The organism is Pseudomonas sp. DSP3-2-3 (genome assembly GCF_049898225.1).
Lineage (GTDB): Bacteria > Pseudomonadota > Gammaproteobacteria > Pseudomonadales > Pseudomonadaceae > Aquipseudomonas.
This window is the reverse complement of sequence record NZ_JAFCXH010000002.1, coordinates 129,546-147,159: the sequence shown is the minus strand read 5'-3', so window position 1 is coordinate 147,159 and position 17,614 is coordinate 129,546. Positions and strand designations below refer to the sequence as shown.

The 17,614-nt window shown below is 60.3% G+C and carries 14 protein-coding genes; 6 read left to right on the top strand and 8 right to left on the bottom strand.

Annotated features, from left to right (window positions below):
- Window positions 1-15: 15 nt before the first annotated feature.
- Window positions 16-1,083: a DUF2066 domain-containing protein gene (locus ACP7E4_RS03490; protein WP_426111845.1), complete on the bottom strand. Its 1,068-nt coding sequence runs from the start codon at window positions 1,081-1,083 to the stop codon at window positions 16-18.
- Between the two features lie 347 nt (window positions 1,084-1,430).
- On the opposite strand from ACP7E4_RS03490, the gene purM reads away from it, so the two are divergent.
- The 4 genes from purM (at window position 1,431) to ACP7E4_RS03470 (ending at window position 4,722) form a co-directional block, all read left to right on the top strand.
- Entirely contained in the window at window positions 1,431-2,489 is a 1,059-nt protein-coding gene (purM, locus tag ACP7E4_RS03485; protein ID WP_065832062.1) for a phosphoribosylformylglycinamidine cyclo-ligase, read from the top strand.
- A complete protein-coding gene (gene purN / locus ACP7E4_RS03480) occupies window positions 2,489-3,139 on the top strand; it encodes a phosphoribosylglycinamide formyltransferase (RefSeq protein WP_426111848.1) in 651 nt (216 codons plus the stop codon). The genes purM and purN overlap by 1 nt, the downstream gene beginning before the upstream one ends.
- An 8-nt stretch (window positions 3,140-3,147) precedes the next feature.
- Window positions 3,148-3,861, top strand: coding sequence for a DUF3108 domain-containing protein (locus tag ACP7E4_RS03475; protein WP_426111850.1), 714 nt, complete (start codon window positions 3,148-3,150; stop codon window positions 3,859-3,861).
- 681 nt (window positions 3,862-4,542) lie between these two features.
- Window positions 4,543-4,722, top strand: a complete 180-nt coding sequence (locus tag ACP7E4_RS03470) for a hypothetical protein (protein WP_426111852.1) — start codon at window positions 4,543-4,545, stop codon at window positions 4,720-4,722.
- Between the two features lie 63 nt (window positions 4,723-4,785).
- Here ACP7E4_RS03470 and ACP7E4_RS03465 read toward each other — a convergent pair whose 3' ends face one another.
- The 7 genes from ACP7E4_RS03465 to ACP7E4_RS03435 form a co-directional block, all read right to left on the bottom strand.
- Complete coding sequence (locus ACP7E4_RS03465; RefSeq protein WP_426111854.1) at window positions 4,786-5,325, bottom strand: DUF2058 domain-containing protein; 540 nt, start codon at window positions 5,323-5,325, stop codon at window positions 4,786-4,788.
- Between the two features lie 30 nt (window positions 5,326-5,355).
- Window positions 5,356-6,189: a nucleoside triphosphate pyrophosphohydrolase gene (gene mazG, locus ACP7E4_RS03460; protein WP_426111856.1), complete on the bottom strand. Its 834-nt coding sequence runs from the start codon at window positions 6,187-6,189 to the stop codon at window positions 5,356-5,358.
- Window positions 6,190-6,286: 97 nt separating this feature from the next.
- Entirely contained in the window at window positions 6,287-8,530 is a 2,244-nt protein-coding gene (gene relA / locus ACP7E4_RS03455) for a GTP diphosphokinase (protein WP_426111858.1), read from the bottom strand.
- A gap of 156 nt (window positions 8,531-8,686) precedes the next feature.
- A complete protein-coding gene (rlmD, locus tag ACP7E4_RS03450) occupies window positions 8,687-10,042 on the bottom strand; it encodes a 23S rRNA (uracil(1939)-C(5))-methyltransferase RlmD (RefSeq protein ID WP_426111860.1) in 1,356 nt (451 codons plus the stop codon).
- Window positions 10,042-10,944: a cysteine synthase CysM gene (cysM, locus tag ACP7E4_RS03445; RefSeq protein WP_426111862.1), complete on the bottom strand. Its 903-nt coding sequence runs from the start codon at window positions 10,942-10,944 to the stop codon at window positions 10,042-10,044. The genes rlmD and cysM overlap by 1 nt, the downstream gene beginning before the upstream one ends.
- Before the next feature lie 453 nt (window positions 10,945-11,397).
- Window positions 11,398-12,768 carry a histidine kinase sensor domain-containing protein gene (locus tag ACP7E4_RS03440; RefSeq protein ID WP_426111864.1) on the bottom strand — a complete coding sequence of 457 codons (1,371 nt, stop codon included), beginning with the start codon at window positions 12,766-12,768 and terminating at the stop codon, window positions 11,398-11,400.
- Window positions 12,761-13,492, bottom strand: coding sequence for a response regulator transcription factor (locus ACP7E4_RS03435; protein ID WP_426111866.1), 732 nt, complete (start codon window positions 13,490-13,492; stop codon window positions 12,761-12,763). Before ACP7E4_RS03435 ends, ACP7E4_RS03440 begins: the two co-directional genes overlap by 8 nt.
- Before the next feature lie 217 nt (window positions 13,493-13,709).
- On the opposite strand from ACP7E4_RS03435, the gene ACP7E4_RS03430 reads away from it, so the two are divergent.
- Entirely contained in the window at window positions 13,710-16,463 is a 2,754-nt protein-coding gene (locus ACP7E4_RS03430) for a response regulator (protein ID WP_426111868.1), read from the top strand.
- A 133-nt stretch (window positions 16,464-16,596) separates the two neighbouring features.
- A complete protein-coding gene (locus ACP7E4_RS03425) occupies window positions 16,597-17,586 on the top strand; it encodes a 2-hydroxyacid dehydrogenase (RefSeq protein WP_426111870.1) in 990 nt (329 codons plus the stop codon).
- The last annotated feature ends 28 nt before the right edge of the window (window positions 17,587-17,614 follow it).

Below are 17,614 nucleotides of genomic sequence, written 5' to 3'. Positions count from 1 at the left end.
GAAACAGACCGCCGCTTACCAGCGGAAGTGCAATTGTGGGCCCGCCGCTGGCACGATCAGCGGTGCGGCGCCCGGTGTAGCGGTCGTACCATCGACCGGCGCGGCAGCTACCGGAGCTGGTGCAACTTCCCCGGCCGGCACTTCCTGCAACTTGGCCAGGGACAGTTGCGAACGCAGTTGATCGGCATTGGCGCTGACTTCATAGCTGATGCGATCGCCATCGACCGTTTTGAGGCGCGCACCAAAAGGCTCAAGCAGACGCATCAACTGCGCGTAACGCTCCAGATTCATGCCCTGCACCTCCAGCGTCAAGCCAGTAGCAGCGCCGGGTTTGACCACATAGCGCGGCGCCAGACGCTGGCTTACCGCTAACAGCACGGCATCGGCCAATGCCTCGGAGGTCGCGCCGGTCGCAGTGCCTTGTTCGCGTTGCTCGCCCAGCCACAAACGCCATTTGCCCTGCCACTGGCCGCCCTCTTCCTTGGCATGCACCGCCAGCAATGCGTCGGCGCCATAGCGTTCGGACGCTTCCTTGAGCGGCGTCGCATCGCTGCCTTCAAGGTTTTTCGCGGTACCGACGCCTTGCTCGCCAAGATCGGCCAGTGGCAGGCGCAACGGCAAGCCACGATGCTGGGCCGCACGCCGCAGCGGCTCGGCCGCGCTCTGACCATCGCCCACCAGATTCGAGCCATCGGTTGCGTCATTCAGCCACCAGCCAAGAATAGTCGGTCGATTGCTGCCCCAGATCGGCAGACCGGCCTGGCGCAGCGAACGGTCGGTGCTGGCGGGATCAAAATCCACCAGCAGCGATTCCGGCGGACCGGCCTCGTAGCCGAACTGGCTGATGATCTGCTGCGGATTCTTGCGCAGCTCGGCGAGCGCCGGGCCTTGTACGGACTTGGTGTCGCCGGTCAGACGCAACACCAGCGTGTCCAGTGCGGCTTGAGTGGCGCGGGTGCGCTCATCCGGAGTCTGGCCGCTGACCGGCTCGCGCACCTGATAAAGATTGTTGACGGTTTCGGCGAAGCTCGGCAGACAGATGAACGACAGGCAGCCGGCGAAGAATATTTTTGAGAGACCCATGGACAGTTCCCGGACAGAAAAGCGGCAGAAAAAACAACCGTAACAAGATAGCTGGCTTGGCTGAGACCGCAGAGCCAGGCCATTCATTCAAATTCCAGATGCAGGCTACACCTTATAGAGGCCTCGCCAAACGAGCCAGAGCGGTCATCGCCCGGTTTATTTTGTATCGATCAAGCCTGCCCGTCGGCCTAAGGATGGCCGCTGCCGCCCAAGCCTGATAAAATCGCGCGCCTTCGCAGACTGGTGATGGTGGCGGCCCGAAAAACTGCATTGCACGCAGGTGCAGTTTTCCAGTGGCCCCGCCGTTTCCGTCGATCCCACCCGAATCCCCCCTAAAGGCCTGGATTATGAGCAAGCAACCCTCCCTGAGCTACAAAGACGCCGGTGTAGACATCGACGCCGGCGAAGCATTGGTCGAACGCATCAAGAGCGTTGCCAAGCGCACCAAGCGCCCGGAAGTCATGGGCGGTCTGGGTGGCTTCGGCGCCCTCTGCGAAATCCCGGCTGGCTACAAGCAGCCTGTGCTGGTTTCCGGCACCGACGGCGTCGGCACCAAGCTGCGCCTGGCCTTGAACCTGAACAAGCACGACACCATCGGCATCGATCTGGTCGCCATGTGCGTCAACGACCTGGTGGTGTGCGGCGCAGAGCCGCTGTTCTTCCTTGATTACTACGCGACCGGCAAGCTCAACGTCGAAACCGCTACCCAGGTAGTGACCGGCATCGGCGCTGGCTGTGAACTGGCGGGTTGCTCGCTGGTGGGCGGCGAAACCGCTGAAATGCCTGGCATGTACGAAGGCGAAGACTACGACCTGGCCGGCTTCTGTGTTGGCGTCGTGGAAAAAGCCGACATCATCGACGGCTCCAAGGTTGCTGCCGGCGATGCCCTGCTCGCCCTGCCGTCCTCCGGCCCGCACTCCAATGGTTACTCGCTGATCCGCAAGATCATCGAAGTGGCCGGTGCAGACATCGAAAATATCCAGCTCGACGGCAAGCCGCTGACCGAACTGCTGATGGCGCCAACCCGCATCTACGTCAAATCCCTGCTGAAACTGATCAAGGACACTGGCGCGGTAAAAGCCATGGCCCACATCACCGGCGGCGGTCTGCTGGACAACATTCCGCGCGTACTGCCTGAAGGCGCGCAAGCCGTGGTTGACGTCGCCAGCTGGCAGCGTCCAGCAGTGTTCGACTGGTTGCAGCAGCAAGGCAACGTTGCCGAAAACGAGATGCACCGCGTGCTGAACTGCGGCGTGGGCATGGTCATCTGCGTCGCTCAAGAGCACGTTGAAACGGCATTGAACGTACTGCGCGAAGCCGGCGAGCAGCCGTGGGTGATCGGTCAGATCGCTACCGCTGCCGAAGGCGCTGCACAAGTCGAGCTGAAAAACCTCAAGGCGCACTGATGCCTGCAACCTGTGATGTGGTGGTGCTGCTGTCTGGCACCGGCGGCAACCTGCAAGCCATGATCGACAGCTTCAAGGACGGGAATCATCCCGTCCGCATCCGCGCGGTGATCTCCAACCGCGCCGATGCTTTCGGCCTGCAACGCGCCCGCGACGCGGGCATCGAAGCCTGCGTGCTTGACCACAAGGCGTATGACGGTCGCGAAGCGTTCGACGCCGCGCTGATCGAGCTGATTGACACCTTCCAGCCGCACCTCGTGGTGCTGGCGGGTTTCATGCGCATCCTCAGCGCCGGGTTCGTCCGGCATTATCAGGGCCGCCTGCTGAATATCCACCCTTCCCTGCTTCCTCTCTATAAAGGCTTGCACACCCATCAACGGGTGCTGGAGGCTGGCGACGCCGAGCACGGCTGCAGCGTGCACTTCGTCACCGAGGAACTCGATGGAGGACCGCTGGTCGTACAGGCAGTAATTCCGGTAGAGTCCGACGACTCTGCGGCAAGTCTGGCGCAACGCGTTCATGCCCAGGAACATCAGATTTATCCGCTGGCCGTCCGCTGGTTTGCCGAAGGCCGCTTGAGCCTTGGCGAAGAAGGTGCATTATTGGACGGTCAGTTACTCGCGGCTCATGGCCACTTGATACGAACCTAGGAGATATTATGCGTCGCGCTTTGCTGTTCGCTTTCGCTCTGCTCGCACTGCCTGCCGCTCATGCCGCAGACCTGCAACCGTTCTCCGCCAGCTATACCGCCGACTGGAAGCAATTGCCCATGAGCGGCACTGCCGAGCGCAGCCTGGCAGCAGGTCCGAACGGAACCTGGACCTTGAATTTCAAGGCTTCCATGATGATTGCCAGCCTGACCGAAGTCAGCACGCTGAAGGTCGACAAAGACGTACTGCTGCCGCAGACCTACACCTTTGAGCGTGGCGGTCTGGGCAAATCCAAGAAAGTCGACCTGGTGTTCGACTGGTCCACCAAGTTCGTTACCGGCACCGATCGTGGCGATGCGATCAAGCTGCCGCTCAATCGTGGCATTCTCGACAAATCGACTTATCAGCTGGCCCTGCAACATGACGTGGCCGCAGGCAAGAAGAGCATGAGCTATCAGGTGGTTGACGGCGATGAAGTCGACACCTATGACTTCCGCGTCCTGGGCTCGGAAAAAGTCGCAACCAAAGCCGGCCAGGTCGATGCCATCAAGGTCGAGCGCGTGCGCGACCCGACACAAAGCAAACGCATCACCGTCCTCTGGTTCGCCAAGGATTGGGATTACCTGCTGGTTCGCCTGCAACAGGTTGAAACCGACGGCAAGGAATACAACATCATGTTGCAAGACGGCACGGTGAACGGCAAAGCGGTCAAAGGCAGCTGATTCGTCAGCCCGCCTGCAATGCCAGAGCCCCGCTTTTAAGCGGGGTTTTTTGTGGTGCGCCGTTGGAGGCTTGCGCGCGAATCGGTGTTGACGCCTTCGCGGGCAAGCCTCGCTCCAACGAAACCGAGGCTTCGGCTTTTGATTTTGATTTTGATTTTGATTTTGATTTTGGCTTTTCCGTGCCGCGATCTGGTAGACACCGCCAAACGCGCGTCGGGAGGCTGAGCGCAGGTGTCGTGGTGTGGGGCAACCGGCATGGATGCCGGTCGAGCGCCGTTGCGCCATGGATGGCGCGTCGGCGCGTACCCACACCACGGCACCGGAGTGAAGGAACCGCTGCGAAGCAGAGGCCGGACGTCAGCGCAGAATGGTTTCCCCCCTTTGCCGAAACAAAGGGGGTCGACCGTCAGGGCGAAACCGGAATAAGCCGCACCGCAAAAGCCGTTGGCGCCACCCAGTTATAAACGCGAAATAAAGTGTTTCGAAGCGCGCAACGTGTACATGAAAAAACCTTCATTTAGCCGCACCCCCCCTGCAACCCAGACAATTCAAGCCCTGCGGCGATGTTCCCGTTTCCGCAACAAACCCTTGCACACTCAGGCTATTTACTTAGGAACCTAACAAATCCTATAACAGAGGCCTGCGACACATCGCCGCAGCCTCAAGTCAGGAGCCTGAACCATGACCGTACGAGTTACTGAACGCGACGACGCCCATATCTCTCACGAAACCATCGCTGATGGCATTCAGATCTGGGATGTACACCAGCAAGATCAGTTGGTAGGAATGTTTCATGTCGAGTCCGATGCCCATCGCTACAAGGCTGAGCTCGAAGAACTGGAAAGCAGACGCAACCAGTAAGACGCACTTTCAGAATCGCATCAAAACAAAACCCGCACTTGGCGGGTTTTGTTTGTTTCGCATTTACCACATCAGATCATCAGGGATTTTGTAGGCCGCGTACGGATCATCGCCATCGGCTTCTTCCGTCGGTTCGCTGAGCAGCACGATGCGCCGTGGATCGCGCTCCTGGATCTTCAGCGCCGCTTCCCGGGGAATGACTTCGTAGCCGCCGCCGTGATGCACGATGGCCAGCGAACCGCTGCTGAGCTTGCTGCGCATCAGGCTGTTGACCGAAAGACGTTTGACCTTCTTGTCGTCGACAAAGTTGTAATAGTCTTCGGTGGTCAGCTTCGGCAGGCGTGATACTTCGATCAACTGCTTGATCTGCGCGGCACGGGCTTTCTGCTCGACCTTTTCCTGCTGTTGGCGATTGAGTTCCTGATCGCGCCTGGCCTTTTCGGCCATGGCTTCCTGGGCGGCACGCTTTTGCGAGTCGTCGATCTCGATCTGGCCTTTGTGGGCCAGACGTTGTTCTTTCTGCTTGTCTTTGCCGACCTGTTTGGCCTGCTTTTGATTGACCAGACCTGCCTTGAGCAACTGGTCGCGAAGGGAAAGGCTCATTGTCTACTCACTTATGCAGATACACCGGGCTCAGCCACAGCTGGGCGCGTTCTTTTCCTGACGTTTGGCTTCGCCCCAGAGAGCGTCCATTTCTTCGAGGGTGCAATCTTCGATGGGACGATGGGTCTGGCGCAATGCCTGTTCGATAAATCTGAAGCGACGTTCGAATTTAGTGTTGGCGGCACGCAAAGCGTTTTCTGGATCGACTTTCAAATGCCGAGCCAGATTGACGGCAGCAAACAGCAGATCACCGACTTCTTCGGCAATCGCCTCGGCATCGTTGCTGGCCATGGCTTCAAGGACTTCATCCAGTTCTTCGCGAACGTTGTCCACCACCGGCAGCGCGGCAGGCCAGTCAAAACCGACCCGTGCGGCGCGCTTTTGCAACTTGGCGGCACGGGACAAGGCAGGCAAAACGGCGGGCACGTCATCGAGCAAGGACAGCTGCTCCGGCGCAGAAGCCTTGTCGGCGCGCTCCTCGGCCTTGATCTCCTCCCAACGCTGCTTGACCTGATCTTCACTCAAGCGCGGGGTTTCCAGCGGCGCGTACAAATCACCGGTAGGAAACACGTGGGGATGGCGGCGGATCAGTTTGCGGGTAATCCCGTCGATCACGCCAGCAAACTCGAAGCGCCCTTCTTCCCGGGCCAGCTGGCTGTAATACACCACCTGGAACAGCAGATCACCCAGTTCACCCTTCAGATCATCAAAGTCACCGCGCTCGATGGCGTCGGCCACTTCGTAGGCTTCCTCGATAGTGTGCGGCACGATGCTGGCGTAATTCTGCTTCACGTCCCACGGGCAACCGAACTGCGGATCGCGCAGCCGGGCCATAAGGTGGAGCAGGTCGTCGAGAGTGTGCATAGGGTTCCCTTCGGTCACAGCCGCAAGCTACAAGCTAAAAGCTTTAAGTTGTCCGCGTACAGCTTGTAGCTTGCGGCTAAAAGCTACCAGCTGCGCCTCAAGGCGTCCGATTCCGCCGCGTCTCGATAATATTCGGCAACTGGGAAATCCGACCCAGCAAACGCCCCAGTGCATCCAGGCCCGGAATCTCAATGGTCAACGACATCAATGCGGTGTTGTCTTCCTTGTTCGAGCGGGTATTGACCGCCAGTACGTTGATCCGCTCGTTGAGCAGCACCTGGGAAACGTCACGCAGCAAACCGGAGCGATCGTAGGCACGGATAATGATGTCCACCGGATAGGTGAGCACCGGTATCGGTCCCCAGCTGACCTGAATGATACGTTCCGGCTCGCGACCACCGAGTTGCAGCACCGATGCGCAATCCTGGCGGTGAATGCTGACGCCGCGGCCCTGGGTGATGTATCCGACGATGGCATCTCCCGGCAACGGCTGGCAGCAGCCGGCCATTTGCGTCATCAGGTTGCCCACGCCCTGAATCTGGATATCGCCACGTTTGCCAGGCTTGTAGCCGGTGGCCTTGCGCGGAACCAGTTCGATCGGTTCGTTGCCGCGTTCCGGCTCGACCAGCTGCTGCGCCAGATTGACCAGTTGCGTCAGGCGCAGATCACCCGCACCCAAGGCCGCGTACATGTCTTCGGCGGTCTTGAGATTGGCTTTTTCCGCCAGCTTGTCGTAGTCCACCGCAGGAAAAGCCAGACGCGCCAGCTCCCGCTCAAGCAGGGTTTTACCCGCCGCGACGTTCTGATCCCGCGCCTGCAATTTGAACCAGTGAACAATCTTGGCCCGCGCCCGCGACGTGGTGATGTAGCCCAGGTTCGAGTTCAGCCAGTCGCGGCTCGGCGTACCGTGCTTGCTGGTGATGATCTCGACCTGCTCACCGGTCTGCAGGCTGTAGTTGAGCGGCACGATACGGCCGTTGATCTTCGCGCCACGGCAGTTGTGGCCGATCTCGGTATGCACCCGATAAGCGAAGTCCAGCGGCGTCGCACCCTTGGGCAAGTCGATGGCGTGGCCGTCGGGAGTGAAGACGTAAACCCGGTCCGGCTCGATATCAACGCGCAGCTGTTCAGCCAGGCCGCCGATATCACCCAGTTCTTCGTGCCATTCCAGCACCTGACGCAGCCAGGAAATTTTCTCTTCGTAATGATTGGAGCCGGATTTGACGTCGGTGCCTTTATAGCGCCAGTGGGCACACACCCCGAGCTCGGCTTCTTCATGCATCGCGTGGGTGCGAATCTGCACCTCCAGCACCTTGCCTTCCGGGCCGATGACGGCGGTGTGCAGCGAGCGATAGCCGTTCTCCTTGGGGTTGGCGATGTAATCGTCGAACTCCTTGGGAATATGCCGCCACAAGGTATGCACGATACCCAGCGCGGTATAGCAATCGCGCATTTCCGGGACCAGCACGCGCACGGCGCGCACGTCATAGATCTGGCTGAATTCCAGACCCTTGCGCTGCATTTTGCGCCAGATGGAATAGATGTGTTTCGCCCGGCCACTGATGTCGGCGGTAACGCCGGTCGCCAGCAGCTCGTTTTCCAGCTGGCACATCACGTCGCTGATGAAGCGCTCGCGATCAAGGCGACGCTCATGCAGCAGCTTGGCGATCTGTTTGTATTGTTCGGGCTCAAGGTAGCGGAAGGACAAGTCCTCCAGCTCCCATTTGATGTGGCCGATGCCCAGGCGGTGGGCCAGCGGCGCATAGATGTCGAAGACTTCCCGGGCGACGCGGTTGCGTTTTTCCTCGTCGGTATTCTTCACCGCGCGGATGGCGCAAGTCCGTTCGGCCAGTTTGATCAAGGCCACGCGGACATCGTCGACCATGGCCACGAGCATCTTGCGCAGGTTTTCCACCTGCGCCTGACTGCCCAGCACCAACGATTGGCGCGGGCTGAGGCTGGCACTGATGGCGGCCATGCGCAGCACGCCATCGATCAGTTTGGCGACGGTCGCGCCGAAGCGCTGCTCGACATCAGGCAGCGGAATCTTGCCTTCGCGCACGGCACGGTAAAGCACCGCCGCAACCAGTGAGTCCTGATCGAGCTTGAGGTCGGCCAGGATCTCGGCGATTTCCAGACCGGTCTGGAAACTCGACGTGCCTTCCGCCCAGCGGTTCTTTGAAGCGTTGTCCTGTTGCTCGGCATTGCGGGCAAATTCACAGGCCTCTTTCAAGGCTTGTCGATCCAAAATCAGGTCGACGCTGACCACATGATCCAGCCATGCGTCGAGGTTGATACTGCCGTCTGTGTTTATCGGCTGGTGTGCTCTCACCTGTACCATGTCTTACCTTCCCTACGGCGCGATGAATAGCGCCTACAGTCCCTGGCCTTCTTGAGCGAACACTCCTTGCCGGGCAAGCAAGGACTGGCATTCGCGGGCCAATTGGATTAAACGAGACTCCATGTGAACCGCTGACTCAATTCCCTAAGCCGCTGCTCACTTACTCGCTTCAAATAAAGCCATCGCCTCGACATGAGCTGTCTGTGGAAACATATCGAGGATTCCGGCACGTTTTAATCGGTAGCCCTGTTTGACCAATTCGACAGTGTCGCGAGCCAAAGTTGCCGGGTTGCATGACACATAGAGCAACCGTTCGGCACCTAATGCCTTGAGCTTGCGCACCACCTCGAAAGCGCCGTCACGCGGCGGGTCCAAGAGTACCGCAGAAAAGCCCTCTGCGGCCCAGTTCGCTTGTGCCAGCGGCTGGGACAAATCCGCCTGAAAAAAGACTACGTTGTGCAGATCATTACTTATTGCATTGGCCGACGCACGCTCGACCATGGTCGCGACACCTTCGATTGCAACCACTTCTCGGGCCAGTCGGGCCAGGGGTAACGCAAAATTTCCCAGACCACAGAACAGGTCCAGAACCCGCTCGTCGGACGTGGGTGCGAGCCAGTCCAGCGCCTGTTCGATCATCGCGGTATTGATCGCCGCGTTGACCTGGATGAAGTCTCCCGGCCGGTAAGCCAGGTCCAGATTCCAGGGTTCCAGGCGATAGCCCAAAGCCTGTGCAGCGTCCATCGGTTGCGGATCACCTTCGCCATGCAGCCAGAGTTGCGCGTCATGGTCTTTGCAGAACGTTTGCAGGGTTGCCAGATCGGCATCGGCCAGCGGCGCGGTGTGGCGCAGCAATACAGCCGTGGAAGATCCACTGAACAGCTCGACATGACCCAACACCTGCGGTTTGCTGAAGCTTCTCAGCATCGCCGGCAATTGCATCATGATCGATTGCAAGGCCTGTACCAGCACCGGGCATTCTTCAATGGAAACGATGTCCTGGCTGGCAGCGGCGCGAAAGCCGACATCCAGGCGTTTGGCCTTGGCATCCCAGCGCACCGCAACCCGGGCACGTCGCCGGTAGGCGAATTCGGCACCGGTCAAAGGCGCCGCCCACTCTTGCGGCTCGACACCGGCCACGCGCTGTAATTGCTCGGCGAGCATGCGCTGTTTCAGGGCGAGTTGTTCGCTGTGGGGCAAATGCTGCACGCTACAGCCACCGCAGCGGCCGAAATGCACGCAAGACGCCGGACGGCGCATGGCGCTGGCCTGAAACACACGTTCGGTGCGGGCTTCGACGACTTTGCCGTGGGCGTTGAGCACCCGCGCTTCAACTTCTTCACCGGCCAGACTGCCGGCGACGAACCAGGTTCGCCCATCGAGAAATGCGATACCGCGCCCGTCGTTGGCCAGACGCTCGATGGTCAGCCGCTGTTTTTTTCCGGTGGGGATCTGCGTCGCCCGAACACCGCCTGCTGGTTGGAAGCGCAGGCCTCTTTCATGTTTGGCCATCAGTTGGGCGCGTCGTAGACGCCGGTCGACAAGTAACGGTCGCCACGGTCACAGATGATCGCGACCATGACCGCATTTTCCACTTCACGAGACAGACGCAACATGCCCGCTACCGCACCGCCGGAGGAAACGCCGCAGAAGATGCCTTCTTCGCGCGCCAGACGCCGCATGGTGTCTTCGGCTTCGGCCTGGGCCATATCGACAATGCGATCAACCCGGTCAGCCTGATAGATGCGCGGCAGGTACTCTTCCGGCCAGCGACGAATGCCCGGAATCGCGGCGCCTTCCATGGGTTGCAGACCAATGATCTGGACCTGTGGATTCTGCTCTTTCAGATAACGGGAAACGCCCATGATCGTGCCGGTGGTGCCCATCGAACTGACGAAATGGGTGATGGTGCCGCCGGTCTGCCGCCAGATTTCCGGGCCGGTACTGGTGTAGTGCGCCTCGGGATTGTCGCCGTTGGCGAACTGATCCAACACCTTGCCGCGGCCTTCGTGCTGCATGCGCTCAGCCAGGTCGCGGGCGCCTTCCATGCCCTCTTCCTTGCTGACCAGGATCAACTCGGCGCCATAGGCGGTCATCGCTGCCTTACGCTCGGCACTGGAATTGTCGGGCATGATCAGAATCATCCGGTAACCCTTGATCGCCGCAGCCATGGCCAGGGCGATGCCGGTATTCCCGGAAGTTGCTTCAATCAGGGTATCGCCGGGATGAATCTGCCCGCGCAATTCGGCGCGGGTAATCATCGACAGCGCCGGACGATCCTTCACGGACCCGGCCGGGTTATTACCCTCCAGCTTGAGCAGGAGAATGTTACTGGTATCGCCCGCCATACGTTGCAGACGCACAAGCGGGGTGTTGCCGACGCAATCGGCAATGGTTGGGTACTGCAGGGTCATGGCGTATTCGCAATCCAGACTGCGGGGGCGCCTATCATAACGGCAAACGCCAAAACCCCATATCACGCAAAGTGCGGGGTATATCGCTAAATGGAATAAGGGCTGAGGCTTGCTGTAGAACCGGCTTTAGCCGGGAGGGCAAATTGACGCCTTCGCGACTAAAGTCGCTCCTGCGGCCGATTCGCGGGCAAGCCTCCAACGGGTCTACAGTCGAGCATGTGTTCAGGTCCGTCACCTCACAATCCGTGGGAGCGAGCTTGCTCGCGAAAAGGTCGGCAAACCCGACACATCTGCGGCGCCTGAAATATCGCCTTCGCTAGCAAGCTAGCTCCCACAGGTGGAATACGGTCATCCCGAGGCACCGGATTTATCCGGCAAGGCGTCGGTACAAACAAGACATCTTCGGCGCCTGTGGGGTTGCCCCAAACATAGAATCTCCAACGGGTCCGAAGCTTACACATCATTTTTCGCCAACAACCGCATCTGCAACCGCAACCCACCCTCGATGTTCTGCGCCCACAACGCCCCGCCCTGCAAGGCCAGAGAGTTACGGGCGATGCTCAGGCCGAGACCGAAACCGCCGTTGCCAGGGCGCGACCCGTCCAGGCGGGTGAACGGCGCAAATATTCGCTCCAGTTCCCGCTCGTCCACCCCGCCGCCCTGGTCGTCGAGCCAGAGTTGCCAGAACTCCCCGTCAGGCTTGCCACCGAGACGCACGACCCCGTGCGGCGGCGAATGACGAATGGCGTTGCGCAGAATATTTTCCAGCGCCTGGGCCAGGGTATTGAGGTGGCCACGGACCCAGCAATCAGCGTCCAGATCGCACTGCAACTGAGCAGCGGGCCAGCCGCTTTCGAAACAGGCGTTCTCGGCGAGCATTTCCCAGAGCGCCAGCACCTGAATGTCTTCCTTGGGCAGTTGCCGGCGCTCGGTGTCGAGCCAGGCCAGTTGCAAGGTGTCGTCCACCAGACGCTGCATGCCGTCCACCTCGCGGCTCAGTCGCCCCCGTAGATCGACGAGGCTTTGCTCACTCTCGCAAGCCACCCGCAAACGGCTCAAGGGCGTCCGCAGCTCGTGAGACATGTCCCGCAACAATTGCTGCTGGACGATGACGGTGCTGTGCAGCCGTTCGGCCATTTGATCGAAGGCGCGGCTCAATTCACCCAGTTCGTCCTGACGATTGGTCATCTGGCTGGACAAGCGCTGCGCCAATTGGTCGGCATGCCAGGCATTGGCCTGAGCGCGTAGGTGATTGAGCGGCTGGATCAACAATCGATACAACCCAACGCACAACAACAGGGTGAAGACCCCGGGAATCACCCCATTGGTCAGCACTCGCCAGAGCACCACGTAACGGCCCGGCACGAAGCGTTTGGGCAACTCAATGACCAGGCTGCCCGCAGTGGGGTCCATGGGGAACGGGATTTTCAGCCAGGGCGTGGTCCGCGAACGACTGCTGGTGGGCCAGTCGAGCCCGCGCAGAAAGGTCATGTGCTGGCTGTCGACTTCACTCAGCGGATAACTGCTCAACGATTGCAGATCCGCGCCGATCACCCCGACCCAGCCGCTTTCGCTGCGACCGATCTGCGCCAGCCAGGCGTCGACACCGGCTTGTTGCCCGGAAACCCATGCACGTTCGGCGTCGGCGGCGTAATCCATCAGCGTGTCGCGTGCTTCCTCGGACAGGTACGCGTTGCGCTTTTCGGCGTAGTGACCCCAGGTCAAGCTCAGCCAGATCATCAACAGGCAAAAACCGACCAGCAGAAAAGCCAGCTTCCAGAACAGCGAATGCTTGCCCGGCAGCCGGGAAAAGGACTCAATCATCGGCGTGTGCAGCGCTCAGCACATAACCTTTGCCCCACACCGTCTGCACCTGTCGCTCCAGATAGCCGATGCCCTTGAGCTTGCGGCGGATCTGGCTGATGTGCATGTCCAGGCTGCGATCATGCTGGGCATAACCGCGCTGCAGCACATGCTGATAAAGGAAGGGCTTGCTCAGCACCTCTTCAGGATTACGCCACAGGGTTTCCAGCAGACGATATTCGCTGCGGGTCAGATCGCCGCGACGCTGCTCAAAACTGACATCGCAAAGCGCCTCGTCGAACACCAGTTCCCGACTGCCCTGCCCCGGCAGCGTGACGGGCGCAGGCGCATGGCGGCGTTCCAGGGCGACCCGCCGCAGGATCGCTTCGATGCGCACGCGCAGCTCGGCCATGCTGAACGGTTTGGGCAGGTAATCGTCGGCACCGTTGCGAAACCCGGTGATGCGATCGGTTTCCGCGCCCAACGCCGACATCAGGATCACCGGCAAGCTATGACTGCGGCGCAGATGGGTCAGGATTTCCAGCCCGCTCATGCCCGGCAGCAGGATATCCATCAACACCACGTCAAAGGACTGGCTTTGCGCCTGGACCAGTCCCTGGCTACCGTTCTGCTGCCAGGTCACCTGAAAACCGCACCGACCCAACTGCTCATGCACATAAGCGCCGAGCACCGGGTCGTCTTCTATAACCAGGATATTGGGAAGGTGGACGGTTTCGGGATTCATTATCTTTCGCGATTAATTCTCAATCGCCGATTATTCAAGATTGACGAGGGATGAGCAAGCGGGCGCAAGGTTGTTGACGCATGGCAGATCCATGCCTGAAGCGCGGCGCGGTAAGATGCCGGCAGTTACGAGCGGTAAAATCGCTACACTGCGTGAATATTGGCTCGCGCGATGCTGGTTCCAATTCTCAAATCATCCTGGCTGCTGGAGAAAGAGCGTGCTGAACAAGCTGGGCATCAAAGGCCGCGTACTGCTGCTGACCATCCTGCCCGCCAGCCTCATGGCTGCGGTATTGGGCGGCTATTTCACCTGGATGCAGCTCTACGACCTGCAAAACCAGCTGTTGCAGCGCGGGGAAATGATTTCCGAAGAACTGGCGCCGCTGGCAGCACCCGCGCTGGGTCGCAGCGACCGGGTTTTGCTGGAGCGCATCGCCGTACAGGCACTGGAACAGACCGATGTCCGTTCAGTGTCATTCCTCAGCCCGGAGCGCGAGGTCCTGGCCCATGCCGGGCCCAGCATGATCAACGAAGCCCCCATCGGCAGTGCCACGCGCCTGCTGCAACGCTCGGGCAACGATGCGACGCGCTATCTGTTGCCGGTGTTCGGCCGCCAACGCCATTTGACCGGCGCCATGGTGCCCGAAGAAGCTGATCGCCTGCTGGGCTGGGTCGAGCTGGAACTGTCCCACACCGGGACCTTGCTGCGCGGGTATCGCAGCATGTTTGCCAGCCTGTTGCTGATCGTAGCCGGTCTGGTGCTGACCGCCCTGCTCGCGGTACGCATGAGCCGCACGATCAACGTGCCGATCAGCCGCATCAAGCAGGCCGTGGCCCAGCTCAAGGATGGCAATCTGGAAACCCGCCTGCCACCGCTGGGCAGCCTGGAACTGGACGAACTGGCCTCGGGCATCAACCGCATGGCGGCAACCTTGCAGAATGCCCAGGAAGAACTGCAACACAGCATTGATCAGGCCACGGAGGATGTGCGGCAGAATCTGGAAACCATCGAAATCCAGAACATCGAACTTGATCTGGCCCGCAAGGAAGCCCTTGAGGCTAGCCGTATCAAGTCCGAATTCCTCGCTAACATGAGCCATGAAATCCGCACGCCGCTCAATGGCATTCTCGGTTTTACCCACTTGTTGCAGAAAAGCGAGCTGACCCCGCGCCAGTTCGATTACCTGGGCACCATCGAAAAATCCGCCGACAGCCTGTTGAGCATCATCAACGAGATTCTCGACTTCTCGAAGATCGAAGCCGGCAAGCTGGTGCTCGACAATGTGCCCTTCAATCTGCGTGACCTGCTGCAAGACACCTTGACCATTCTCGCCCCCGCCGCCCATGCCAAGCAGCTTGAGCTGGTGAGTCTGGTGTATCGCGACACGCCGCTGTCGTTGCTGGGCGACCCGTTACGCCTCAAGCAGATCATGACCAATCTGGTCAGCAACGCCATCAAGTTCACCCGCGAGGGCACCATCGTCGCCCGCGCCATGGTCGAAGACGAAACCGAAGACAGCGCGCAATTGCGCATCAGCGTGCAGGACACCGGCATCGGCCTTTCCAGCCAGGATGTGCGCGCGCTGTTCCAGGCCTTCAGTCAGGCCGACAATTCGCTGTCGCGGCAGCCGGGCGGCACCGGCCTGGGACTGGTGATTTCCAAACGCCTGATCGAGCAGATGGGCGGTGAGATCGGCGTGGACAGCACCCCCGGCGAAGGCTCGGAGTTCTGGATCAGCCTCAATCTGCCCAAGGCACGGGACGATATCGAAGACCTGCCCGCACTGCCGTTGCTGGGCTTGCGTGTTGCGGTCCTGGAACATCATGACCTGGCGCGCCAGGCGCTGGAGCACCAACTTGAAGACTGTGGCCTGGACACGCTGGTGTTCAATAATCTGGAAAACCTGCTCAACGGCGTGACCGCCGCGCACCAGACTCCGGCCGCCATCAGCCTCGCGGTGCTGGGCATCACCGCCCACGAACTGCCGCCGGAACGCCTGCGCCAGCACATCTGGGATCTGGAAAACCTCGGCTGCAAAGTCCTGGTGCTGTGCCCGACCACCGAACAAGCGCTGTTTCAGCTGTCCGTACCGGATATCTACACCCAACTGCAGGCCAAACCGGTCTGCACGCGCAAACTTCGCCGCACCCTGTCTGAACTGATCATGCCCAAGGTCATTCGCAACGATGCCGTCGAACCGCTGTCCAGCCGACCACCGCGCCTGCTTTGCGTGGACGATAACCCGGCGAACCTGTTGCTGGTCCAGACGCTGCTGGAAGACATGGGCGCAGAAGTGGTGGCCGTCGACAGTGGCTACGCCGCGTTGCAAGCGGTACAGGCCGACACCTTTGATCTGGTGCTGATGGACGTGCAGATGCCCGGAATGGACGGTCGCCAGGCCACCGAAGCCATTCGCGCATGGGAAGTCGAGCGCCAGAGCTCGTCACTGCCGATCGTCGCCCTCACGGCTCACGCCATGGCCAATGAGAAGCGCGCCCTGTTGCAAAGCGGCATGGACGATTACCTGACCAAGCCCATCAGCGAGCGGCAACTGGCTCAGGTGGTGCTCAAATGGACCGGGCTGGCCCTGCGCAATCAGGTGCCGGAGCCGCGCGCCGAGAAAGCCCGAAGCAGCGCGGATCTGGACGTTCTCGATAATGAAGAAGGCCTGCGCCTGGCCGCCGGCAAGCCTGATCTGGCCGCCGACATGCTGGCCATGCTGCTGGCCTCCCTGGAAAGCGACCGCGAAGCGATCCGCACGGCACGTGAAACAGGCGACCATGCCGGATTGATCGAAAGGGTCCACCGCCTGCATGGCGCGACGCGATACTGCGGAGTTCCGCAATTGCGTGCGGCCTGTCAACGCAGCGAAACCCTGCTCAAACAAAACGCTCCGGAAGTCCATGAGGCGCTCGATAACCTGGAGAAAGCCATCAACCGCCTGACCATCGAGGCACGGGTGAGTGTTTGAAGGCGCGCTGCCGGGATCAATGGGTGGGAGCGAGCTTGCTCGCGAATAGAGCAGTCGATTCAAAACTTCCGAGCCTGAAACAGGGTCTTCGCGAGCAAGCTCGCTCCCACAAACCAAGGAACCCTCTACCCTCATGCACACCCTCATTTTCAGCAGCCAGACCTACGATCGCGAAAGCTTTCTCGCCGCGAAGCTGCCCGCCGACCTGAAGCTGCAGTTTCAACCGGCGCGCCTGACCGTGGAAACCGCCGCGCTGGCGGACAAGCATCCGGTGGTCTGTGCGTTCATCAACGATGACTTGAGCGCGCCGGTGCTGGAAATTCTCGCTGCGGGTGGCACCCGGCTGATTGCCTTGCGCTCGGCGGGTTACAACCACGTCGATCTGCCCACCGCGCAGCGGCTGGGGATCAGCGTGGTACGGGTGCCGGCCTACTCGCCCCATGCCGTCGCCGAGCATGCCGTTGCGTTGATTCTCTCGCTCAATCGTCACCTGCACCGCGCCTACAACCGCACCCGCGACGGGGATTTCAGTCTGCACGGCTTGACCGGCTTCGATCTGGTGGGCAAAACCGTAGGCATCGTTGGCACCGGCCAGATCGGCGCGACTTTCGCGAAAATCATGGCAGGCTTCGGTTGCAAGCTGCTGGCCTACGATCCGTACCCCAATCCGCACGTCCAGGCGTTGGGTGCCGAATACGTGAGCCTGCCGCAATTGCTGGCCCAGGCGCAGATCATCAGCCTGCATTGCCCGCTGACCGAGCAAACCCGGCACCTTATAAATGAAGCGTCGCTGGCGACCCTTCAGACCGGCGCGATGCTGATCAATACCGGACGCGGCGCGCTGGTCGACACCCCGGCACTGATCGAGTCGTTGAAAAGCGGGCAACTGGGCTATCTGGGGCTCGACGTCTACGAAGAAGAAGCGTTGCTGTTCTTCGAAGACCGCTCTGATCGGCCATTGCAAGACGATGTCCTGGCGCGCTTGCTGACCTTTCCCAACGTGATCATTACCGCTCATCAGGCGTTCCTGACTCAGGAAGCGCTGGGCGCCATCGCGCAGACCACGCTGGACAACATCGCCGCCTGGGCCGATGGCGCCGCGCAGAATCTGGTGGTCGGTTAACAGGGACAGCGCGCCTCGAACGCATGAT

Bases quoted from the DNA above. Each gene is read 5' to 3' on its own strand.
- ACP7E4_RS03490 (WP_426111845.1), bottom strand. From the start codon at position 1,083: ATGGGTCTCTCAAAAATATTCTTCGCCGGCTGCCTGTCGTTCATCTGT.
- purM (WP_065832062.1), top strand. From the start codon at position 1,431: ATGAGCAAGCAACCCTCCCTGAGCTACAAAGACGCCGGTGTAGACATC.
- purN (WP_426111848.1), top strand. From the start codon at position 2,489: ATGCCTGCAACCTGTGATGTGGTGGTGCTGCTGTCTGGCACCGGCGGC.
- ACP7E4_RS03475 (WP_426111850.1), top strand. From the start codon at position 3,148: ATGCGTCGCGCTTTGCTGTTCGCTTTCGCTCTGCTCGCACTGCCTGCC.
- ACP7E4_RS03470 (WP_426111852.1), top strand. From the start codon at position 4,543: ATGACCGTACGAGTTACTGAACGCGACGACGCCCATATCTCTCACGAA.
- ACP7E4_RS03465 (WP_426111854.1), bottom strand. From the start codon at position 5,325: ATGAGCCTTTCCCTTCGCGACCAGTTGCTCAAGGCAGGTCTGGTCAAT.
- mazG (WP_426111856.1), bottom strand. From the start codon at position 6,189: ATGCACACTCTCGACGACCTGCTCCACCTTATGGCCCGGCTGCGCGAT.
- relA (WP_426111858.1), bottom strand. From the start codon at position 8,530: ATGGTACAGGTGAGAGCACACCAGCCGATAAACACAGACGGCAGTATC.
- rlmD (WP_426111860.1), bottom strand. From the start codon at position 10,042: ATGGCCAAACATGAAAGAGGCCTGCGCTTCCAACCAGCAGGCGGTGTT.
- cysM (WP_426111862.1), bottom strand. From the start codon at position 10,944: ATGACCCTGCAGTACCCAACCATTGCCGATTGCGTCGGCAACACCCCG.
- ACP7E4_RS03440 (WP_426111864.1), bottom strand. From the start codon at position 12,768: ATGATTGAGTCCTTTTCCCGGCTGCCGGGCAAGCATTCGCTGTTCTGG.
- ACP7E4_RS03435 (WP_426111866.1), bottom strand. From the start codon at position 13,492: ATGAATCCCGAAACCGTCCACCTTCCCAATATCCTGGTTATAGAAGAC.
- ACP7E4_RS03425 (WP_426111870.1), top strand. From the start codon at position 16,597: ATGCACACCCTCATTTTCAGCAGCCAGACCTACGATCGCGAAAGCTTT.